A 21,609-nucleotide genomic window follows, 5' to 3' on the forward strand; every position below is an offset into this window, starting at 1 on the left:
TGTGGGATCTTCAGAGCCGATTGATTACGCAGCGCGGCATGACAGCTTTGAGCGTTGGTTCCAGAGTCCGTTGGGGCGTTGTCTGCTGGCCAGTCAGCGGGGGGTTCTGGACCGTGAGTTGGCAAGAATGACCGGGGCCAGACAGCTTCAGGTCGGGCTGAGCCACCGGCTGCCACTGGCCAGCGGAACGGATTTCGTCCAGAAAATCATCACGTCACCAGGTTGGCATCCGCACATGCCAGACGGTGTTGCTGTATGTGATGCGGATGAGCTGCCGTTTCCGGGGGACTCCATGGATCTCGTGATACTTCACCACACGGCAGATTTCTCCCCGGATCCTCACCAGGTTCTCAGAGAGTCTGCCCGGGTGTTGCGGGGGGAGGGCAGAATTGCCTTGGTCGGCTTTAATCCTTTAAGTTTGTGGGGCCTCCGCAGAATGGTGTCGAGGCACAGGCAAGGCCCTTGGGGCGGTCGATTTCTGCTGCGGTCGCGAATGGAGGACTGGCTCAGGCTGCTGGGCTTTGCGCTGGAGTCGTCAACAACGCATTTCTGTACCACGCCGGTTCAACGCAGGGATGGCTATGGAGCCTCCGCCACGAACGCATCACTTGGGCGGGCGAACATTATTCCTGTTGGCGCGTATTACTGTATCCTTGCCCGCAAACGGGTGTACGCACCGATTCGGCGAAACATGTCCTGGCGCAAAACAAAGGTCATGTCATTGCCCGGAGCAGTTGGCGCGTCCAGAGGCTGCGCCAGCAGCACATCCAGCAAATTTGAGACGAATGATCATTCCCGGGAGCGTTGATGGCCGGCAAAGTAGTGATGTATACCGATGGCGCGTGCAAGGGTAACCCCGGGCCGGGTGGCTGGGGCGTCGTGTTGCGCTACGGTGGCGCAGAAAAAACCCTGCACGGTGGTGAAAAGCAGACCACGAATAACCGTATGGAGTTGATGGCCGCCATTCAGGGTCTGCGTACGCTTAATCGAGAGTGTCAGGTGGAGCTTTATACCGATTCCCAATACGTGCGTAAGGGTATTACCGAGTGGATGGCGGGCTGGAAGCGGAACGGTTGGAAAACCTCAGCCCGAAAGCCGGTAAAGAATGCCGACCTGTGGCAGGAGTTGGATACTGAAACCGCTCGCCATCAGGTGAACTGGCACTGGGTGAAAGGTCATGCCGGCGACCCCGGTAACGAGCTTGCGGATGAATTGGCGAATATGGGCGTTGCCGGACTGACCGGTGCCTGAGCGGCCTGTTGAATTATCTGATGTCTACCTGAAGGTTTGTAATGAGACAGATTGTACTGGATACCGAAACCACGGGCATTGACCCGAATGCTGGCCACCGGATTATCGAGATCGGCTGCGTGGAAGTGGTGGAGAGGCAGCTGACCGGGCGCAATTACCACGTTTACATCAACCCCGATCGTGAGGTTGAGGCTGAGGCCATTACCATTCACGGCATTACCAACGAATTTTTGAGGGATAAACCCAAATTCTCAGAGGTTGTGGAGGAGTTCTTCGAGTTCATCGACGGTGCCGAACTGGTTATCCATAACGCGGCGTTCGACGTCGGGTTTATGGATGCAGAATTTGCACGGCTTAAGCCGGTACGAAAAACCGCCGATCACTGCGGCATCGTCGACACATTGGCCATAGCCCGCGCAAAGCATCCGGGTCAAAAGAACAACCTGGATGCACTCTGTAAGCGGTATGGGGTAGATAACTCCAATCGTGAACTTCACGGCGCGTTGCTCGATGCCGAAATTCTGGCAGACGTCTACCTGCTGATGACCGGTGGTCAGACTGCCTTGTCTCTTGATGCCGGTGCCGGTGAAAACGGCGGTGTTCGCGGGCTGCGCAGGGTTCCGGAAAACCGGCCTCGGCTAGCGGTGGTTCGTGCGACCGGAGAAGAGGCAAAAGCCCATGACGAATTCATGGCCATGATGGAAAAGCAGGTCGGTCACACACTGTGGGGTCAACTCGATGCGCCAGAGTGAGATCTGTGTCTGACTGTACCATTTGTTACATTCGGGCTTTCTTGAGCTACTTGAGTTTTGTGTTATAAGTAATGATAAGTTCGCCATTTTTCTGCGAACCGGTCAGGCTCGGCGAGGGTTGCGGGGCGCATAAGAAAAGCTGTTCCACCTGGAGCAGTTATCGTTCACATGCAGGAAGCGGTAGTCTCCGCAAAGTAACAGGAAGCGTTTATGGTCCAATCGTCTCTGGCGACGAAATCGCAGTCGTTTGATCTGGTCAAAAGTGAAATAGAGCAGACCATCAAGCAGGCAGAATCCAGCCTTGAGCGTTTTCAGGAGAACCGTGAGAGCGGTGAGGACCTGCAGAACTGTGTCGACTATCTGAATCAGTTAAGAGGGATCTTCATCCTCGTAGAGCTGCGCGGTGGCACTCTGCTCTGTCAGGAAGCGGTGAGCATGGCCAACGATGTTCCTGTGGGTGCGAACGACGACAAGAACATCCTGCTTACCACACTCAGTACCGCGCTCTTTATCCTTCGCCGGTATGTTGAATATTATCACCAGCAACGAGAAGACCACCCGGAGCTGTTGCTCCCGGTTATTAATGAATTGCGGGAAGCCCGAAAAGAAAAGCCCTACCCGGAATCGCGCTTTTTTGATGTGGATGTTCGGGAACGCCCGGATTTCTGCTGCGATCTGACTCTTCGCCCACTCGAAGGCGCCGAAAATGAATACGAGATTCTTGCCCGCCGTATGCGCCTGACCTTTCAGGTTGCACTGCTGGGTATACTCCGTGAACGCAATGAGGTTGTCAGCAAAAAACTGATGTCCCGGGCGGCGAGGGGGTTCGCGCGTCTTTGCCAGGGCGCGCCCATGGGGCAGATGTGGTGCTTGCTGGCTATGGTGACCGATGCCATGCTCGACCGGGCGATGGGCTTTAACAAAGCGCGAAAACGCCTGCTGATGCGCCTGGAAAAATATGCCCGCGAAGTGGTGTATGTGGGAAAGGTTGCGACCACCAAAGATGCACCGGATTCCATCGTTAAAGATCTCATTTACTTGCTGTACCGCAGTGGCTCTGCAAACCCGGAGGTCGTCAAGGTGTTAGGCGCCTATAGTCTGACACCTTCAGATTTTCCGGATTCTATGCTGGATGCTCATGCACGCCGCCTCTACGGGCCGGGTTCTGATGTACTTCGATCGCTTTCGGAAGCGTTGCAGGAAGAGCTCAATCAGCTCAAAGACAAGCTGGATATTATTGAGCGGGGTATTGAGCCGGATCTGGCTGAACTTGCATCGATTGCGGACGCGCTTGAGCGGCTGGCAAATACACTGTTAATGCTGGACCTCAATCGCCTGGCCGGAATTGCCCGTGAAGAGGCGTCACGATTGCGCAAGTGGGAATCCGAGAATCGCCTGCCTGCCGAAGACGAGCTCTATCGCCTCGCGGATTCGGTGCTGGGTGTCGAAGATGCCGTTATGCAGATTGTTACGCGTGGGATTACCTCTGAAACGGATGCGCTTGCAAGCGCATCCGGCAGAAGAGAAGAATCTATCTATCTGCAAGAGGCAATCTGGGTTGTGGCTGAAGAAGCGCGTGGTGCCTTGACGCTTGCCAAGCGTGCCATCACGGCCTTTATGGAGTCTGATTACGACAAGCTGCACCTGGCGAACCTGCCGGCGACTCTTCACAGTATCTGGGGTGGCCTTGAGATGGTTGACGACCCGAAAGCCGCCGGTGTGATTGCACGAGTCGCCGCTTCGATCCAGGAGCGTCTGCTTGATGCCAGAGAGCCGCCGGCCATTCAGGTGTTGGAGGCGCTGGCGGATGCGTTGACCTCCCTGGAGTATTACATCGAAAGCATTGGCCGCAGAGAAGAGAGCAACGCCGATTTGCTCAAGCTGGCTGAATCATCGCTGGCGGATGTCGGGCTTTAATTAACTGCGCTGGCTGAATTTCAGACACAAAAAAACCTGCGAAAATCGCAGGTTTTTTTTGGAACCTTCAACGGGGCTTAGCCCATGTTGAACAGTTCACCCAGCTTGGTAGCCAGCATCATGTCGCCTTCAGCGCGCAGCTGGCCGGCCATGAAAGCCTGCATGCCGTCGGTTTCGCCAGAAACGATGCCCTGCAGGGTTTCAGAGTTCATGATCAGGGTAACGGAAGGATCGTCGTGGGCGCCTTCGTTCATCTTGCAGGCACCGTCTTTGATTTCCAGGTTGTAGGTCTTGTCGTCTTCGATGTCGAACTGGAACACCAGGTCAAGGCCTTGTGCTGCGTCTGCGTTGAAGTTCTGTTCCAGCTTTTCAAATACCTGAGCTACAGACATTATTTTACCCTTTTGAATGGTTGTCTTGTCATGATGACGGCTTAACATCCCTGGCATCATAAGGCTATTTAGCAGCCCGGGTAGCGCCGACCTCGCCATCCGACTTTATGGTTACCTTGGGTTCATGTCAAGCTTGATCGAACGCTTGTTTTAATTTCTGGTGGGCTTACCAGTCCAGGCGCGACAGAGTACACTCTGAGGTTTGGATTTAGCGCACTGGAGACTGCATTTTGGAATTCATTACCGACTACGGACTGTTTCTTGCCAAGGTGGCAACCTTTGTTGTGGCAGCCATCATTCTGGCCTCTGTTATTTTCTCCGCAGCCCAGCGTGGCCGGGATGATCACGAGGGTGAAGGCGAGCTGAAGATACGCAAACTGAATGACCAATACCGGAAGCTTAAGGAGTCTATTCAGGCCAGACTGATGTCGGATACCGAGTATAAGCTCTGGGAAAAGCAGAAGAAAAAGGAAGAAAAAGCAGAAAAAAAGGCTGAGAAATCCGGGAAAAAGCCGAGTGATGCTGAAGGCGAATCCAAACACCGCATTTATGTCATCGATTTTGACGGCGACATCAAGGCCAGTGATACCGATACCTTGCGCCGGGCGGTGTCGGCGGTGCTCAGCGTTGCTGACCCGGAAAAAGACGAAGTGGTTATTCGGCTTGAAAGCGGTGGGGGCCTGGTTCACGCCTACGGGCTGGCCTCGGCCCAGCTTGATCGCATACGCAGCAAAGGCGTGCCTCTAACCGCCTGTGTGGATAAGGTTGCAGCCAGCGGTGGTTACATGATGGCCTGCGTGGCAGACAAGATCGTTGCCTCACCGTTTGCGGTGCTGGGCTCTATCGGTGTGGTTGCCCAGCTGCCGAACTTTCATCGTTTCCTGCAAAAGAACGACGTGGATTTTGAAGTGCTGACAGCCGGTGAACACAAACGTACCTTAACGGTGTTCGGCGAGAACACTGAAAAGGGTCGCCAGAAATTCCTCGCAGATCTGGAAGATACCCACGGCCTGTTCAAGGAGTATGTGAGCGAGCGCAGGCCGGGATTGGATATCCAGGCGGTTGCCAATGGCGACATCTGGTTTGGTAAGCGTGCATTGGAAGTGAATTTGATCGATGAAATCAAAACCTCCGACGAATATCTCATTGAGGCCTGCGACCGAGGCGACGTAGTCTCGGTATCATTCCAGCACAAACGCACGTTGCCGGAACGACTTGGCCTTGCGACCAGCGCGGCACTGGAACATACCGTATGGAAAGTGCTGAGCGCTTTCCGTAACCAGAAAATTCAATAGCCAATTGAAAACGGGATCAACTATGACAACCAACACCGAATTCAAAGCCTGGCGTGTAGAAGACGTTGATGGCGATTACCGGGGTAGCGAACAGACCCTGAGTACGGCTGATCTTACCGACGGTGAAGTGCTGATTAAAGTCAGCCACTCGTCGCTGAACTACAAAGATGCGTTGTCTGCATCGGGCAACAAAGGTGTTACACGTGCATTTCCGCACACGCCCGGCATTGATGCCGCTGGCGAAGTGGTTGAGTCCAAAACAGGCGCACCTGCGATTGGCGCTCAGGTAATCGTGACCGGTTACGACCTGGGCATGAATACGGCGGGTGGCTTCGGCGAATACATCCGAGTACCTGCAGCCTGGTGCGTGCCCATGGCAAAAGGTTGGAACGCCCGGACTGCCATGATCTACGGCACCGCCGGCCTTACTGCAGGTTTGTGTGTTCAGAAACTCCTGACCATGGGTGCGAAGCCAGAGCAGGGTAAGGTCGCTGTCACAGGCGCCAGTGGCGCTGTTGGCAGCGTGGCCGTAGAGATTCTGGCCAACCTCGGCTTCGACGTTGTTGCCATCAGCGGCAAAGCAGATCATTCGGACGCCCTGAAAAGCCTTGGTGCTAAAGAAGTGGTCGGCCGGGACGCTCTGGCGGAAGATAAAAAACCGATGCTCAAACCTGTGTTCGCTAACGCTGTCGACACCGTAGGCGGCAACCCTCTGGCAGAGCTGCTGAAACAGATCCTGCCCGGCGGCTCGGTTTCCATCTGCGGCCTTGTTGCTGGCCCCCAGCTGAACACCACGGTATTGCCGTTCATCCTGCGAGGCGTGAACCTGCTGGGCGTGGACTCGGTGGAGATTCCGTTGGCCGACAAAGAAGTGGTTTGGACCAAATTGTCTGGCGAGTGGAAATGCCCGAAGACTGAAGCTTCCGCCAAAGACATTAGTCGGGCAGAACTGGATGGAGCGCTGAAGGCGTTTCTGAAAGGCGAATCAGCCGGAAAGATCGTGCTGGATCATTCCAGAAGCTGAAAATTGGAACGCTGCTGAGTGGCAGGGAAGCCACGCATGAACTACGAAGAAGGGAGGTGATGTCCCCTTTCTTCGTAGTTCAACATTGAACAGTCAGAGGTCTAAGCTCAGGAAGCCCGGCGCCGAAACAGAGGTAAGTCGTTATCAGCCGCAGCCTGATAGGTCTGAGAGAAGAAGTTCAGACACCGACCGGCCTTGGAAATATCCTTGTCGGCCCGAAGTACGTACGAATCAAACCCGCAGCGTTTCATAAATTGCAGCTGATCCAGCAGAACATCACCAATCGCCCGTAGTTCACCTTGATAACCGAGCCGCTCCCGAAGCAGGCGCCCGATGCTGTAGCCCCGGCCGTCCACAAAGCGCGGAAAATTCACCGCAATCAGCGGCAACTCGTTTACCCGCTCGCCTAGCAATTCCGGCTCATCGTGGCTGTCAAACCAGACCCCGAGATCTTCACGGCCGGTAAAATGCTCATAGCCCGCGAGCCACAGATCCACAGGGATCAGCGCTGGCTGGCCCACAGGGATATCCAGTGAGTCGCCATCGGCCGGGCGGGCAACCACTACCCAGTTGTCGTTACGAACAGTGCCGTCAGCGGCAATAACATCAGGCATAAACCCGCTCCTTGAAAGGATCAAGACCAACACGGCGATAGGTGTCCAGGAAGGTTTCTTCCTCGGTCCGTTTCTCGACAAAAACATCGATAATCTTGGCAATCACATCCGGCATATCATCCTGGGCAAAAGACGGCCCCAGAATCTTGCCGATGTTGGCATCGTTTTGAGAGGAGCCACCAAGGCTAACCTGATAGAACTCGGCGCCTTTCTTGTCGACCCCCAATACACCGATATGACCGACATGGTGATGACCACAAGCATTCATGCAGCCTGAGATATTGAGGTCGATAGGGCCCAGATCGTACAGATAGTCCAGGTCGTCAAACCTGCGCTGTATGGCATCGGCAACCGGTATCGACTTCGCATTCGCCAGCGCACAGTAGTCCCCGCCCGGGCAGCAAATCATGTCGGTCAGGGTGTTCAGGTTGGCGGTCGCAAAGCCCATGGGTGTGATGCTTTGCCAAAGTTCGAACAAGCGATCCTGGCGCACATCTGCCAGAACCACGTTTTGCTCGTGGGTTGCCCGAGCTTCACCGAAGCTGTACTCATCAGCCAGGTCAGCAATCTGCTCAAGCTGTCGATCGGTTACGTCACCAGGCGGTGTGCCGGTACGCTTGAGGGTCAGTGTAACGATCGCGTACCCCGGCTTCTTGTGTTCGTGCACGTTGTGGGTCAGCCAGCGATCAAATTCTTTGTGTTCAAATCGTTGTTGGCTCAGAGCATCCGTGACATCGCTGAGTGCTTCATAAGCGGGTTCGGTGAAGTACCCCTGTATTCGACGGATCTCATCATGGGTCAGACGGGTAGGGGAGTCTTTGATGTGTGCCCACTCGGCCTCAACCATTTCCGAGAAGGTCGCCGGGCTCAGTGCCTTCACCAGGATTTTGATCCGCGCCTTGAACTTGTTGTCGCGTCGGCCATACCGGTTGTACACCCTGACGATGGCTTCGAGATAGGTCAGGAGATCGAGTTCCGGCAGGAATTCCCGAATCACCGGGCCAACCATCGGAGTGCGGCCCAGGCCACCGCCCGCGTGTACGCGGAATCCGAGCTCGCCCTGATCATTTCTGAGCATCTGCAGGCCGATGTCGTGAACCTGAATAGCAGCCCTGTCGGTGTTCTCGGACGCATTCATCGCGATCTTGAATTTGCGGGGCAGGAAGGCAAATTCCGGGTGGAAGGTCGACCACTGACGGATCAATTCGCAGTAAGGGCGTGGATCGGCTATTTCATCTTTCTGGACACCGGAAAACTGGTCGGTCGTGGTGTTTCGGATGCAGTTACCGCTGGTCTGGTTGGCATGCATTTCCACTTCGGCCAGTTCGGCCAGAATGTCGGGCACGTCCTCAATACGTGGCCAGTTCAGCTGGATGTTGGTTCGGGTGGTTACGTGGGCATAGCCCTTATCGTAGTCCCGGGTTATCCGAGCCAAACGGCGCAATTGTTCAGCACGGAGCATGCCGTAAGGCACGCAAATTCTCAGCATGGGCGCAAGGCGCTGCACATACAGACCGTTCTGCAGGCGTAAGGGAAGAAACTCCTCTTCGGCCAGTTCGCCCGCCAGGGCGCGTTCGGTTTGATCCCTGAACTGGGCAACGCGCTCTTTGGCTATCTGCCGGTCGTGCTCATCGTAAACGTACATAGTGGAACGTCCTGCCTGCTGACTTCATAAAAACCGTTAGTTCTGGCAACAATAAAATAGTGTGTCGCCTTATTCCTGCCGGGCAGGATAACACCGGGTTTTTATTCTCAAAACGATTATTTCAAAATATCATTATCGATTCAGGTGATAAGCAAGTCGGGCTTGAGCTGGACGAATGTCAATTTCCTGCTTTAATTCCTGAAGTACACCGCGATAACAAAAAATGAATCCAGGCTAGAGGTGTTTTATGAAAGACGCAGATCGTTCGGATAGTTGTGCAGATTCTGTTGCGGCCGTATTTCTGGTCGTGCTGTCGGTCGCATTTGCCGTTGTATGGGTTGCTGGCCAGTAGAAATTTACTGGCCCGCTAATACCAGTTTCACCACCAAAACCAGCCCTCCCACAAAGGCACCGGCGAACAAGAGGCCGGCGACAATGTAGGGCACCGGGCTGTGGCTGGCAAAGTCTTCCTGCCGGCGCTTGTCGGATTGAACCCCGAGAGCGCCGGCCAGAATGCTTTGCATGATTTTAAAAACGCCCGGTGACCCGGACTTTCGCTCTTCGTTGTCATTCTTGTTTTTGTTGGCAACGTCAGTCATAGGTTTCAGCCCTGAGTTATTCGGCCGGATCGTACGCCAGGCTGGGCATCAGCCAGCGTTCTGCTTCGGCCTTGGATATGCCTTTACGTTCAGCATAGTCTTCAACCTGATCGACGCCAATCTTACCAACCGCGAAGTATTTTGAATCCGGGTGCGCAAAGTACCAGCCGGAGACCGCAGCGGTCGGGAACATGGCGAAGTGCTCGGTCAGTTCCAGGTCAATGTTGTCGGTGGCTTCCAGCAACTTGAACAGCGTGGCTTTCTCGGTGTGGTCCGGACAGGCCGGGTAGCCGGGCGCCGGACGAATGCCGCGATAGCGCTCTTTAACCAGGTCCTCATTGGCCATCTGCTCTTCGGTGGCGTAGCCCCAGAACTCCTTGCGCACACGCTCATGCATGCGCTCGGCAAAGGCTTCGGCCAGGCGATCGGCCAGGGCTTTCACCATGATTGCGTTGTAGTCGTCGTGCTTGTCTTTGAACTCGAGAGAAAACTCTTCTGCGCCAATACCGGTCGTGACCGCAAAACCGCCCACATAGTCGATTTTGTGAGAGTCTTCGGGCGCCACAAAGTCAGACAGCGCCATCATCGGCTTGCCCGGTGCCTTCTCATCCTGCTGTCGCAGGTGGTGCAGGGTGGTCAGCTCCTCGGTGCGGGTTTCGTCGGTGTACACAACGACATCGTCGCCCCGACGGTTGGCCGGCCAGAAGCCGATCACGCCGCGGGCAGTCACGCGTTTCTCATCGACCATCTGGGCGAGAATTTTTTGCGCGTCGTCGAACAGGCTGCGTGCCGCTTCACCGCGCTTGGGGTCGTCAAAGATAGCGGGGTACTTACCGGCAATGTCCCAGGAAATAAAGAAGGGCGTCCAATCGATGTAATCCACCAGTTCTTTCAGGTCATAGTCGTCGAACACACGAATGCCGGTGAAGGCCGGGCGGGGCGGTTCGTAACCCTCAAAGCTGATTTCCGGCGCTCGCGCCCGGGCTTCCTTCAGGGACACCAGCTTGGTGCGGTCGCCACGGTTTTTGCGGCGCTCTCGAATTTCGTCGTACTCGGTACGGGCCGCTTCGACGAAAGCCGGCTTGGCGGTTTTGCTCAGCAGTTGCGATGCGACGTTGACGCAGCGCGACGCATCCGACACGTACAGGGCGATGTCGTTCTTGTAGTGGGGTTCGATTTTAACCGCAGTATGGGCCTTTGAGGTCGTTGCCCCACCGATCATCAGGGGAATCTTGAAGTCCAGGCGCTGCATTTCACGAGCTACGTGAACCATTTCGTCCAACGACGGGGTGATCAGGCCACTCAGGCCGATGATGTCGACGTTCTCTTTCTTGGCGGTTTCAAGGATCTTTTCGCAGGGCACCATTACGCCCATGTCGATCACTTCGTAGTTGTTGCACTGCAACACCACACCGACGATGTTCTTACCGATATCGTGGACATCGCCTTTCACCGTGGCCATCAGGATTTTACCTTTCGCCTGCTGGTCTTCGGTTTTCTCGGCTTCAATGAAGGGGATCAAATGCGCGACGGCCTGTTTCATCACGCGTGCACTCTTGACCACCTGGGGCAGGAACATCTTGCCGTCGCCAAACAGGTCGCCGACCACGTTCATGCCATCCATTAACGGGCCTTCTATCACTTCAATCGGGTGGCTGGCCTCAAGGCGACAAGCTTCGGTGTCGTCAATGATGTAGCTGGTAATGCCCTTGACCAGTGCATGCTCCAGGCGCTTCTTAACCGGCCATTCCCGCCAGGCCAGGTCTTCTTCTTTGGCTTGGCCGCCCTTGCCCTTGAACTTTTCCGCCGCTTCCAGCAGGCGGTCGGTGGAATCGGCGCGGCGGTTGAGCACCACATCTTCGACCAGTTCTTTCAGGTCTGGCTCGATTTCATCGTAGATCACCAGTTGGCCGGGGTTCACGATGCCCATGTTCATACCAGCTTTGATGGCGTGGTACAGGAACACCGAGTGAATGGCTTCACGTACTGCATCATTGCCCCGGAATGAGAATGACACGTTACTGACGCCCCCGGATATGGACGCGTGGGGCAGGTTTTCCTTGATCCAGCGGGTGGCGTTAATGAAGTCGACCGCATAGTTGTTATGCTCTTCAATACCGGTCGCAATGGCGAAGATGTTCGGGTCGAAAATGATGTCGCCCGGGTTGAAGCCGATGCTGACCAGAACATCGTAGGAGCGCTTGCAGATTTGTGTTTTGCGCTCGTAAGTGTCGGCCTGGCCGTCTTCATCAAACGCCATGACGACCACCGCGGCGCCGTAGCGCATGCAGTCCCTGGCCCGTTTGATGAATTCCTCTTCGCCTTCCTTGAGGCTGATGGAGTTGACGACTGCCTTGCCTTGAATGCACCGCAGGCCGGCTTCGATCACGTCCCACTTTGAGGAGTCAATCATCAGCGGGACTTTCGAAATATCGGGTTCCGATGCCACCAGATTGAGGAAGGTCACCATGACTTCCTTCGAATCCAGCATGCCCTCATCCATGTTGATGTCGATAATCTGGGCGCCGTTCTCAACCTGATCCCGGGCAACACTGAGAGCTTCTTCGTACTGCTCCTCTTTTATCAGGCGCAGAAATCGCTTGGAGCCGGTGACGTTGGTTCGCTCACCTACGTTAATAAAAAGCGTGTTTTCGTCACCGGTGAACGGCTCCAGTCCGGCCAGACGCAAGGCCTTGGGACGCTCCGGGATTTTGCGGGGCGGGTACTTGGCGACGGCGTTGGCAATGGCTTCAATGTGCTCCGGACGGGAGCCGCAGCAGCCGCCGATGATGTTTAGAAAGCCGTCTTTGGCAAAGCCTTCGATAATGTCGGCCATCTCTTCCGGGGTCTGGTCGTATTCACCAAACTCATTAGGCAGCCCGGCATTGGGGTGAGCTGAGACATAGGTCTCGGCCTTGTTGGACAGTTCTTCTACGTAGGGCCGAAGAGCATCGGCACCCAGGGCGCAGTTCAGACCGATGGAAATCGGCTTGGCGTGGGCAATGGAATTGTAGAAAGCTTCGGTGGTTTGGCCCGAGAGGGTGCGACCGGAGGCATCGGTAATGGTGCCGGAGATCATGATCGGCAGTTCGATGCCGCTGTCTTCAAAGAATTGCTGGGTGGCGTAAAGGGCTGCTTTGGCGTTCAGGGTATCGAAAATTGTCTCGATCAGGATCAGATCGGAGCCGCCCTCAACCAGGCCTGACACAGCTTCGTAATAATTATCCACCAGAGTCTGGAAGTCGACGTTACGGTAACCCGGGTTGTTGACGTCTGGGGACAGGGACGCCGTGCGTGAAGTCGGGCCTACAGCGCCGGCGACAAAGCGCGGTTTGGCCGGGTTTTTGGCGGTATATTCATCGGCAATGTCCCGTGCAAGCCTGGCTGAGGCTACGTTAAGCTCCCGAGCCAGGCTTTCCATGCCGTAGTCTGCCTGGGACAACTGTGTGGAGTTGAACGTATTGGTTTCAATGATGTCGGCCCCGGCGTCCAGGTATTCCGCGTGGATGTTGCGGAGCAGGGCTGGTTGGGTCAGGTTGAGCAGGTCATTGTTGCCCTGAACTTCACGCTCGAAATTCTTGAACCGATCGCCCCGGAATGCCGCTTCGTCCAGCTTCTGGTTCTGGATCATGGTGCCCATGGCACCGTCAAGAATCAGGATACGTTCCTTGAGGGCTTGGTGGAGCTGTTCCAGGCGGGTGTTTCGATCGGTCATAGGGAAATCTTCCGGGTGTCGTGAATAACGGCTTGATACAGTCAATGGCGCGGGATCATAGCAAATATGGCGCGGTTCGTCTTAGTACAGATGATCATTATCAAGTACCTGAAACCGAGCCGGTGGTTTTCCTTCCATAAGGGAAAATCATTACCCTGTTAAAGCCCGACTATTTTACTTGGTCTTTCAAGTTCTCGCGAACTCTCCTAAAATAGATCTCACATTTGAAAACAGGTAGGAAGCATGGCCTTGGTAACTGTGACTGATTCGGCAAGGGACTACCTTGCAAGTCTGATTGAGAAACAGGACGTTGAAGGTATGGGTGTCCGTATTTTTGTGACCCAGCCCGGAACACGCAACGCAGAGACCTGTCTAGCCTACTGTCCGCCCAATGAAATCGTCCCCACGGACGAAACGGTGGATCTGGAAAAGTTTACGCTCTACCTCGATCACAACTCGGTGCCGTTCCTTGAGGACGCCTACGTTGACTACTCGAAAGATCAGATGGGCGGTCAGCTGACCATCAAAGCCCCTAATGCCAAAGTGCCCCAGGTGTCTGATGATGCGCCACTGCCGGATCGCGTCAAGTATGTGCTGGCCTCTGAGATTAACCCCAACCTGGCTGCCCATGGCGGTGACGTTGCGTTGGTCGAGATTGTCGAAGAATCGGTAGCAGTGCTTCGGTTCGGTGGCGGTTGCCAGGGGTGTTCTGCAGTGAGTCTCACTCTGAAGCAGGGCGTCGAGAAAACCCTGAAAGAGCGGGTACCTGAAATCACCGCCGTGCGCGATGTCACTGATCACACCAATACTGAAAACGCCTACTATCAGTAAAACCCTTCAGCTTGTGATGCAGCGCCGGGTAACCCCCGGCCGCCTGCCACAGACACCAGTCTGATTTGGCTGCACGGCCAATGTCGGTTTTCTTCGGTTACTTCATCATTCGTCACATAAACAGATGTAAGGCCCGGTTATGATTCCGGGCCATAACTCTTGGCGTGATTTGGCAGCCGGTGGCTGCCGGTGTTGATCTTGGGGTAACACTTGTCGGAATTCGCTCTCTTATCTGTGCCGGTGGTCGCTGCTCTGGTTGGCTGGCTCACCAACTGGCTGGCCATCCAGATGTCCTTTTACCCGGTTCAGTTTATCGGAATTGGTGTTGTGGGCTGGCAGGGTGTTATCCCTCGGAAGGCTGAGAAAATGGCCCACATCTGCATCGATCGTACGTTGCAGCGTTTTGGTGATCTCAATTCGGTGTACCAGAAACTCGAGCCTCAGCGAATCGTTCAGCAGGTGGTTGCTCAGGTTACCCCTCGCATGGATGAATACATCGACGAGGTTATGTACGAAGTTCAGCCTGTGTTGTGGGACAACCTGCCGCTGTTTGTCCGTGCCAGAATCTACCAGTGGGCCAGGCAGCAATTACCGTCGCGAATTGAGGAGTTGGTGGAGGACTTCGGCGACGATCTGGATGAACTGGTGGATCTCAAAGCTTTGCTGAGCAGGGAATTGCGCAACCACCCGGATTTGATGAACCGGATCTTTCAGCAGGCAGGCTCTGTTGAGTTGCAGTCTGTGATCAACCGGGGTGCTTTGATCGGTGGCATACTCGGCGCTATGCTTGCACCGCTTTGGGTGATGTATCCTGAGCCCTGGGCGCTGCCACTCGGCGGCTTTCTGATCGGCTTCGCCACCAATTGGTTTGCTATTAACCTCATCTTTTCGCCGCTCAAGCCGCGTCGCTTACTGTTTTGGAAAATTCAGGGGCTGTTTCTTCGCCGTCAGGATGAAATCAGCGACATCTGGGCCCGTTTGGTTGCTGACGAACTGATCACGGTTGAGAAGGTTGCCGATGCCATGATCAACGGCAACCAGGGTGCCCGTACCCGTGCGATTCTTCAAAAGCACTTGCGACCAATGCTGGACGACTCTGTTGTGATGAAGCTTGCGGCGCAGGTGAGTGTTGGCATGACCGGTTATACAGATTTGAAGCGGGCCATGAACGAGAAAGCGGTTAATGCCACGCGTGATGTGTTTTCCGACCCGACATTTAACAAGGAACGAGCGCCTGTGGTGGCGGGCGTATTGTCCGGGCAAATGAAAGCGCTGCGCCCCGACGAATTCCAGGACATCCTCCGACCGGCGTTTCGGGAGGAGGAGTTGCAATTGATGGTGGTGGGTGGCGTGTTTGGAGCCCTCGCCGGACTGGTTCAGTTCGTGGCGGTCAGCCAGTTATCCATGCCTGTGTTGGGGTTTTAATCCCGGGAGTCAATATATGCCAATGTGGATGCAGATGACGGTTCAAGTGGTGATCACGGTGGTTTCAGTGCTGGTGGCACTGAGTGGCTTCTGGTACCTCATTGTGCGGCCATGGCTAGCCCTGAAGGTACAGGAGATCATTCAGGCAGCCGAGGGCATTGAGCCCAAGGTAACGCAAGGCGTTCAGAAGGGTATGGCTGATGCGGTCCGTCAGATTCCTCAGAATGCCTGGGATGGCGCCACCAAAGACTCTACGAAGCAGTTTCTCAAGTTTGGCTCCAGCCTGTTTGAGAATGGCTTGAGCAGCTTTCTTGGCAGTGCCGCTGAGATGCAGCAGGCCCGCCGGGATGATGGCAAAGCCGCGTCAGGAGAGGGTGAGAGCCAGCGCTGATCAGAGGCAGTTCGTTGGCCTTGGCAAGCCGGCAATTCTGCAGGCTGTCTTTGCGGGAGTGCCGGGAAACAACTGCATAAGGTAGATGCTGCTACCCTTGTGTTCTCCCAGGGCCTCCCTGACGGCTTTCACGAACAGCCGGTTTGACGGCGGCGATATCTCATGTGCTTTATAAAATTCCCGCAAAAACTCGATGATTTCCCAGTGATCTTCTGTTAATTCAATGCTGTCCTCGCTGGCGATCAAGCGCGCCGTCTCTGGAGACCAGTGGTTCGCATCCTCCAGAAAACCTTCATTATTACGTTCAGGCAGGCTCGGGTTATTCATGGGTTACCAGCTAATGATTTGTTCGTGTTGTTCAGTCAGGCGAACCAGGTCGCCGTAACTGATCATGTGGGGTGCCGGTTGAAGATCCTGGAGGCCTCTTGCATCGATATCAGCCGTTAGAGCAACGCAGCTTTTCGGCAGTCTCAGGCTTGGGTCGGTGCAGGCCAGAACAGCATCTTCGATCAGTACAACGGAATCGGTATCTGACAACGCCCGCAGGAAGGTGCCGAACCTGGGGTGGTCTGGCGCCTTGTTCACAATGTGAAGTGTGTCAGAGCTTGCTGTGATTTCAGTCATCGTTTGGCTCGCTACCCTGCAAATGCTACATGGCGATACCCGTCGAGGGTGTCCGGAACACTATCGGTGAGGGTCACGCCCGCGACCAGGGTTGCTTCCGTTAATCCAAAACGTTCGCAAGCTGACCGGTCGGCCAGGATGGCTTCAACGCCAAACATTGGGGCTGCTGACAGATTTTTTTCAACCGACTTTTGATTGATGCCGGATGGGGCCTGGTTACTACGGAGCCAGTTCACACCGGGGCCGACGAAGAGCAGTGCCGAAGGCTGATCAAACGCCGCCAGGGAGAAGACCATGTCGAGGGCCTCGCGCCCGGCCCAGGACCCGTAAGGGGGCTGATCAACAACAATGAGCGTGTTCACGTTCAGTGGCTCCCGTGAAAATAGAGGGTTCGATCAGACTTCAGGTTGCCTTCCACCCACTCACCAAGGCCGGCAATTTCAAAGGGTGCGCGGAGGTTGCTGGCCGCTAACTCATAGCGGGCCTGTTCGGTTTCATCAATGACACCCCGGCGAAGCGCAGAGGCAATACAGGCGGCAGCCGGTATATTCTGTTGCTCCAGGAATTCCGACCAGGCCCGTGGCCAATGTGTTTCATCGGAGGGAGGGGTGCTCAGAGCCGAAGCCAGATGCACGCCGTCTCCGTACAGAAATACACGGTCAATGCGGTGGCCAGCCAGCAGAGCCTCCCTGGCAAACATCAGCGCCGTCTGAGGTGCTTGTGATGCCCAGGGGGCGCCGGTAATGACAATTGTATAGGCAATGGCCTTTGACATGATTCAGGGGCCTGACCGGAAGTGGGTGCGATTAAGAAGTGTACCTAAAGCAGAAACCCCGGCAAAGGCCGGGGTTTCTTTAGACTGAACCCACTGGTGGAATCAATCTTCGCCGGTGAAGGCGCCAATCAGGTGCAGCAAGCTGACAAACAGGTTGTAGATGTTCAGGTACAGCCCGGTTGTGGCCATGATGTAGTTGGTTTCGCCACCGTTAACGATACGGCTGGTATCGTAAAGGATGAAGCCAGACATCAGGAACACTACCGCTGCGCTGATGGCCAGGCTGAAGGCGGTGATCTGTACGCCGAACAGGCTGGCGACAAAGGCGCCCAGCATGCCCACGATAACCACCATCAAGCCTGCAACCAGCATGCCGCGCATGAAGCTGAAGTCCTTCTTGGTGGTCAGGACGTAGCCAGACAGCCCCAGGAACACTACGGCTGTTCCGCCAAGCGCCTGCATCACAATCTGACTACCGTTAGAAAACTGCAGGTAGTGCATCAGGATCGGGCCAAGAGACAGGCCCAGCAGACCGGTGAAGGCGAATACCACACCAATGCCGGCGCTGCTGTTGGCAGTACGCGGGAGGACAAGCCAGACCAGAGCCAGAGCACCAAGGCTGCATACGAGGCTTGCGCCGCGGCTGAGACCAATGCTCATGGAAACGCCTGCCATGACAGCACTGAACAGAAGTGTCATTGCCAGGAGTGTGTAAGTGTTACGCAGAACCTTGGTCGCTTCCGGGCTGATTGCACCCGTCGCGGATCCACGAGCTACCTGGATGCCACCCTGGCCTTGAACGTTATATTGCCTGTTATCCATTCTCATCTCCGGATTTGTCAAACGGCTGGGTTAAAGTCAGGCCTGACTTAACAGGCCTCAGTCTTATTCCCATGTAAACCTGGGGTCCATAATAATGTTGTATACGCAACTTTCAATCATTTACGACAATAAACGCGACGGAGAATTTCATTACAGTTAGTTTATCTGTCGGCGATTGTTCAATCCGTGCGCAAATTCCTCAAAATACCCACAGGTTACATCGAATTCGTTTCAGACCGTTGACAGTGCAGGGGATTCCGGTATCATGCACACCGCTGTCGCAATGACGGCCTGAAAAGATGCGGTGGGCTGGCAGAGTGGCTGAATGCAGCGGTCTTGAAAACCGCCGACGGTTAATAGCCGTCCCGGGGTTCGAATCCCTGGCCCACCGCCATTTTTCTTTTCAGATCAACTATTTATCCTCAAAAATACACATCGGCCTACATACTGGCCCACATCCCTGATTCGTTTGTGTTTCTGTCTTATTCTGCCTTATCAAACGAAAAGGATTGTGACCATGAGTAAATACTTCAACACCCTGACCAACACCCGTGCACGCTTGTTTGACGCTGAAGCCATCCTTCACTTCCTGAATAATCGGGATAACTTGAATGCTCTGCTGGAAGAGGGTTCAGCTGACGTGTTGCTCGGCGCCATGATAAACCAGGCTTGGGATTTGGTCGCCAATGCCGGTGGCGATTGTCAGGAACTGGTAGAAGCCAGAGACGAGGATCTGAGGGCGGAAATTGTCGAGATGGCCGTTTTTGCGCAGAACCTTGGGCGCCGGAATGATGGGGAGAAGGAAAGCTAGGACAAAGCAAATTTGCTGGCACCTATGGCGGCGTAAGCCTGATGGCTTTCCCCTGTTTTGGATGAAGGGGAGTGATGCTCCCCAAAAAGTGGGGGGAGTGCGCCGTTGGCGAATACCCGCCGTTGGCGGAAATCTCATCAGTAAAAGGGGGGTAGGTTGGTTTTACGAGTAATTCGTAAAAGGCCTAGATGCGGGGATGCGCGGGGTTATCGCTTCATAGTGTCGGAATATCTAAACAACAACCGACGATTGGAAAAACTCATATGAAGCGAAACCCCGAGCTTCTACGCACCCACCCCGGCCACCCCTTGCAGGAGTACCTTTTGTGCTGGTCAGTGCTTGGTTTCGGTACTCATCAGCTTTACGTCCGTGATTTCAACCAGCATGGCCAGCAGAGAATCCTCATCTTCCTGGGTGAGTTCGTTCTAATACCTCAGCAGGTAAATGGTTGCTTTTGCTGTAATGAAATGAATGTGCAGCGTTTGCCAGGTGGTCGCGCTTTCACATGCTTTTATTGCGAGGAGCCGTGTTAGCGTCAACTGCCAAGTGGTTGGGCAGCTAGGACGGCCTGGCATCCTCGAATAATAATTTTCAGATCTCTTTTGATAAGTGCATCTCTCCTAGCGTTGTTCTAATCTATTCGGTAGACATTTCAGGGATTTTAAAATGACAAGGTTAATAGTCGGATTGCTTATTTCATTACTATTCGAAAACGCGGCCGTTGCGGAGTCCAATTCTTATCAAAAGTTTCTAGAGAAAGATTCACCAAATGAGCTTTATTTCCTTGCTCAGGGCGGAATGCAGTGCATGATCCAACGCTCTCAGCTCAATGAAGTTGTCAGGGAAGAGTTGTTAAAGCACAAAATTAGACCAGTCCGGGACGTCATCCCGCCTGAACAGAAATTTTACTTGTTCGCACTATTAGAATGCGCAGTACAGTCAATAGATCCCGTTGTGTTCGCCTATAGGTTAGGTGTTAGATTTAATTCTATAAGCTCAGTTACACCTGAGGCGTTCCATGTTGAGTACACGGATCTAGGAGTTTCAAGAGACCCTGATTTTGTAATTGAACAGTTCAGGAAACGCGTAAATGAAGCTATTCTTGATTACGTTGAAGCTAATCTCGCGAATTTTTAAGCAGCAGGTCAAGATATGGAGTCAAAAAAAGGGGTTTGCAAATGCGAATATGGCGTATGGCGAACCACGAAGAATTCCTGGGCGTTAGATTGGAGAGGAGGTATTCCCCCCCCAGTTAAATCCGCAGTCTGACACACCTGCTTCACTGCAAGGCCAGCTTTCTGTTGGCACGGTTTTTTTCAACTATGAAAAAATTCTTCTCTTTTTTCGGAATTTAGGAATTGAGAGTTTTTTTCTGATTGAACCTTGCTCAGAGGTTAATGGGTGTCAAGCCTGGGAGTTGGTATTACGTAGAGTGAAGCCATTTCGCGTAACTTATCATTCGACTCGTCATCAGGGCTGATTGGCCTCAATTCCGCTGATAAAACCTTTGTGGCTGTCGCTGAGTCGTGCGGGCATTCCCCTCGTCAGTGTGAAGCTACGTTTTCAGGATCGGTTGTATTGTCAATCTTCCGTGCAGTGGATTCTCACTCGACTTCTCCAATGGTCTACTTTTTTTTGCCGAGGCTCTAGGGCGAAATCATAGCTGTCCGTGCTTTGATACAGAGTGAGGATTCTTTCTGCACTCTCCAGTTCCGATTTTGCAAGCTCGCAGGCCCGCTGATTTGCTGCCTCTCGAAACTTCATCTCAGGGCTAATGTTCTCTGGCTGACCGGCAGGCTCTACCACTTTTCTCAAATCCAGCTCTTTGGCCCGCCTAATAATGTCAGACTCAATTACCGCTGCCGGAACCGGTGCACTCCCACTGGCGGGCTTAACATCCACCGACTCTCTCATACCCGGTGGCGGCTGAGATCCAAAGTGAGTGACACCGTTTTCATCAGTCCATCTATAGACTTGGGCTGAAATGGGCAAAGAAATTAAAATGAGGGAGAGCATCAATAGGCGCATGGCGATTCCTTTTGTCCATCACAAGGGAAAGCGTAGCATGCACTTAATGGGTCTGTCGTCAGACTGCGACTATGCCCAAGGGGAGTTTTTGTCCTGAGCGGTATTGCAGATGGTAGGTCAAAGCTGGTCGCCAATGAATTCTTGCAGGCGGTCGTAAACAATTTCATCTGTCCGGGCTATTTCGTTCTGCGCCTTCACACACTGCCGTTTAATCGACTCAATCAGGGCGTTGTCTAGCTCCGGGTACTTGCGCTTAATCGTGAGCGGCAGACTGTCCAGGATCCCGGAAGCAGCACCGGCAACCGTGGAAAGGGTGAGCGTGATTAACTCGATAGGTACTGTCCGGCCCTTTGCCAGTTCGTTTTTGATCTCCTGGCCTTCTGCCTGGGCCTTGGTTAATCGCAGGCGCTCGGCTTCCATATCGCCACTGCTCGGGCCTTGCTCGGCATGGTTCAATCGGTTGTCTAATACGCTCCGCATATCATAGAAGGCTTGTTTGCCAATGCGGGCGACTGGTTCAACCTGCCAGGCGGCAAACGATCCGACAGTGATACCGAGACTCGCGGCCATTTGTCGCTGATTTAGCCAATGGTCTTTTGGTTTAGTCATGCTGGTGGCTGCCTCTAAAAATTTCATATGTAGTGAAAAGTCGCGCCTCCACGCACCCACCACGGCCACCCCCTCCGGGAGTACCTTTT

The 21,609-nt window shown here is 54.2% G+C and carries 23 protein-coding genes and 1 tRNA gene; 12 read left to right on the forward strand and 12 right to left on the reverse strand.

Annotation, left to right across the window (positions count from 1 at the left end; all coding sequences use genetic code 11):
* Position 1: 1 nt before the first annotated feature.
* The 4 genes from QPL95_RS03145 (at position 2) to QPL95_RS03160 (ending at position 3,920) form a co-directional block, all read left to right on the forward strand.
* On the forward strand, positions 2-808 hold the full coding sequence (locus QPL95_RS03145; protein ID WP_303289539.1) for a class I SAM-dependent methyltransferase: 807 nt from the start codon (positions 2-4) through the stop codon (positions 806-808).
* On the forward strand, positions 808-1,251 hold the full coding sequence (gene rnhA / locus QPL95_RS03150; RefSeq protein WP_303289540.1) for a ribonuclease HI: 444 nt from the start codon (positions 808-810) through the stop codon (positions 1,249-1,251). The genes QPL95_RS03145 and rnhA overlap by 1 nt, the downstream gene beginning before the upstream one ends.
* A 41-nt stretch (positions 1,252-1,292) precedes the next feature.
* Positions 1,293-2,003, forward strand: a complete 711-nt coding sequence (gene dnaQ / locus QPL95_RS03155) for a DNA polymerase III subunit epsilon (RefSeq protein WP_303289541.1) — start codon at positions 1,293-1,295, stop codon at positions 2,001-2,003.
* Positions 2,004-2,213: 210 nt separating this feature from the next.
* On the forward strand, positions 2,214-3,920 hold the full coding sequence (locus QPL95_RS03160) for a chemotaxis protein (RefSeq protein WP_303289542.1): 1,707 nt from the start codon (positions 2,214-2,216) through the stop codon (positions 3,918-3,920).
* A 77-nt stretch (positions 3,921-3,997) separates the two neighbouring features.
* Here QPL95_RS03160 and QPL95_RS03165 read toward each other — a convergent pair whose 3' ends face one another.
* Positions 3,998-4,312: an SCP2 sterol-binding domain-containing protein gene (locus tag QPL95_RS03165; RefSeq protein WP_303289543.1), complete on the reverse strand. Its 315-nt coding sequence runs from the start codon at positions 4,310-4,312 to the stop codon at positions 3,998-4,000.
* Between the two features lie 230 nt (positions 4,313-4,542).
* Here QPL95_RS03165 and sohB point away from each other — a divergent pair, with 230 nt between their 5' ends.
* Both sohB and QPL95_RS03175 read left to right on the forward strand, forming a co-directional pair.
* Entirely contained in the window at positions 4,543-5,607 is a 1,065-nt protein-coding gene (gene sohB / locus QPL95_RS03170) for a protease SohB (RefSeq protein WP_303289544.1), read from the forward strand.
* A 22-nt stretch (positions 5,608-5,629) separates the two neighbouring features.
* Positions 5,630-6,631 carry a YhdH/YhfP family quinone oxidoreductase gene (locus QPL95_RS03175; protein WP_303289545.1) on the forward strand — a complete coding sequence of 334 codons (1,002 nt, stop codon included), beginning with the start codon at positions 5,630-5,632 and terminating at the stop codon, positions 6,629-6,631.
* 107 nt (positions 6,632-6,738) lie between these two features.
* Here the strand turns inward: QPL95_RS03175 and QPL95_RS03180 are convergent, their stop codons facing one another.
* The 4 genes from QPL95_RS03180 to metH all read right to left on the reverse strand — a co-directional run bounded on the left by QPL95_RS03180 (position 6,739) and on the right by metH (position 13,204).
* Positions 6,739-7,245, reverse strand: a complete 507-nt coding sequence (locus QPL95_RS03180; RefSeq protein ID WP_303289546.1) for a DUF934 domain-containing protein — start codon at positions 7,243-7,245, stop codon at positions 6,739-6,741.
* Entirely contained in the window at positions 7,238-8,890 is a 1,653-nt protein-coding gene (locus QPL95_RS03185; protein WP_303289547.1) for a nitrite/sulfite reductase, read from the reverse strand. The genes QPL95_RS03180 and QPL95_RS03185 overlap by 8 nt, the downstream gene beginning before the upstream one ends.
* 356 nt (positions 8,891-9,246) lie before the next feature.
* The gene (locus tag QPL95_RS03190; protein ID WP_303289548.1) at positions 9,247-9,489 is read right to left on the reverse strand and encodes a DUF2970 domain-containing protein; all 243 of its coding nucleotides are present in this window, start codon (positions 9,487-9,489) and stop codon (positions 9,247-9,249) included.
* A gap of 16 nt (positions 9,490-9,505) precedes the next feature.
* On the reverse strand, positions 9,506-13,204 hold the full coding sequence (metH, locus tag QPL95_RS03195) for a methionine synthase (protein ID WP_303289549.1): 3,699 nt from the start codon (positions 13,202-13,204) through the stop codon (positions 9,506-9,508).
* Between the two features lie 243 nt (positions 13,205-13,447).
* On the opposite strand from metH, the gene nfuA reads away from it, so the two are divergent.
* From nfuA to QPL95_RS03210, 3 genes are all read left to right on the forward strand, one after another.
* A complete protein-coding gene (gene nfuA / locus QPL95_RS03200) occupies positions 13,448-14,035 on the forward strand; it encodes a Fe-S biogenesis protein NfuA (RefSeq protein ID WP_303289550.1) in 588 nt (195 codons plus the stop codon).
* A 210-nt stretch (positions 14,036-14,245) separates the two neighbouring features.
* On the forward strand, positions 14,246-15,460 hold the full coding sequence (locus tag QPL95_RS03205) for a hypothetical protein (protein WP_303289551.1): 1,215 nt from the start codon (positions 14,246-14,248) through the stop codon (positions 15,458-15,460).
* A gap of 16 nt (positions 15,461-15,476) precedes the next feature.
* Positions 15,477-15,851, forward strand: coding sequence for a hypothetical protein (locus QPL95_RS03210; RefSeq protein WP_303289552.1), 375 nt, complete (start codon positions 15,477-15,479; stop codon positions 15,849-15,851).
* On the opposite strand, the gene QPL95_RS03215 is transcribed toward QPL95_RS03210, so the two are convergent.
* The 5 genes from QPL95_RS03215 to QPL95_RS03235 all read right to left on the reverse strand — a co-directional run bounded on the left by QPL95_RS03215 (position 15,852) and on the right by QPL95_RS03235 (position 18,072).
* Positions 15,852-16,178 (reverse strand): TusE/DsrC/DsvC family sulfur relay protein, encoded by a 327-nt coding sequence (locus tag QPL95_RS03215; protein WP_303289553.1) that lies wholly within the window; start codon positions 16,176-16,178, stop codon positions 15,852-15,854.
* A gap of 3 nt (positions 16,179-16,181) precedes the next feature.
* Positions 16,182-16,475, reverse strand: coding sequence for a sulfurtransferase complex subunit TusB (tusB, locus tag QPL95_RS03220; RefSeq protein ID WP_303289554.1), 294 nt, complete (start codon positions 16,473-16,475; stop codon positions 16,182-16,184).
* 11 nt (positions 16,476-16,486) lie between these two features.
* Positions 16,487-16,837: a DsrE family protein gene (locus tag QPL95_RS03225; RefSeq protein ID WP_303289555.1), complete on the reverse strand. Its 351-nt coding sequence runs from the start codon at positions 16,835-16,837 to the stop codon at positions 16,487-16,489.
* A gap of 2 nt (positions 16,838-16,839) precedes the next feature.
* Positions 16,840-17,250, reverse strand: coding sequence for a sulfurtransferase complex subunit TusD (tusD, locus tag QPL95_RS03230; RefSeq protein WP_303289556.1), 411 nt, complete (start codon positions 17,248-17,250; stop codon positions 16,840-16,842).
* Positions 17,251-17,352: 102 nt separating this feature from the next.
* Entirely contained in the window at positions 17,353-18,072 is a 720-nt protein-coding gene (locus QPL95_RS03235) for a Bax inhibitor-1/YccA family protein (RefSeq protein WP_303289557.1), read from the reverse strand.
* Positions 18,073-18,375: 303 nt separating this feature from the next.
* On the opposite strand from QPL95_RS03235, the gene QPL95_RS03240 reads away from it, so the two are divergent.
* The 3 genes from QPL95_RS03240 to QPL95_RS03250 all read left to right on the forward strand — a co-directional run bounded on the left by QPL95_RS03240 (position 18,376) and on the right by QPL95_RS03250 (position 20,020).
* Positions 18,376-18,466 (forward strand) — tRNA-Ser (locus QPL95_RS03240).
* Between the two features lie 123 nt (positions 18,467-18,589).
* Positions 18,590-18,883 carry a hypothetical protein gene (locus QPL95_RS03245; RefSeq protein ID WP_303289558.1) on the forward strand — a complete coding sequence of 98 codons (294 nt, stop codon included), beginning with the start codon at positions 18,590-18,592 and terminating at the stop codon, positions 18,881-18,883.
* A gap of 666 nt (positions 18,884-19,549) precedes the next feature.
* Positions 19,550-20,020: a hypothetical protein gene (locus QPL95_RS03250; protein WP_303289559.1), complete on the forward strand. Its 471-nt coding sequence runs from the start codon at positions 19,550-19,552 to the stop codon at positions 20,018-20,020.
* 444 nt (positions 20,021-20,464) lie between these two features.
* On the opposite strand, the gene QPL95_RS03255 is transcribed toward QPL95_RS03250, so the two are convergent.
* Positions 20,465-20,911 carry a DUF4124 domain-containing protein gene (locus tag QPL95_RS03255; protein ID WP_303289560.1) on the reverse strand — a complete coding sequence of 149 codons (447 nt, stop codon included), beginning with the start codon at positions 20,909-20,911 and terminating at the stop codon, positions 20,465-20,467.
* A gap of 117 nt (positions 20,912-21,028) precedes the next feature.
* A complete protein-coding gene (locus QPL95_RS03260) occupies positions 21,029-21,583 on the reverse strand; it encodes a terminase small subunit (protein ID WP_303289561.1) in 555 nt (184 codons plus the stop codon).
* Positions 21,584-21,609 lie beyond the last annotated feature (26 nt).

The sequence above is a fragment of the Marinobacter sp. SS5-14b genome (genome assembly GCF_030541005.1).
Taxonomy (GTDB): domain Bacteria; phylum Pseudomonadota; class Gammaproteobacteria; order Pseudomonadales; family Oleiphilaceae; genus Marinobacter.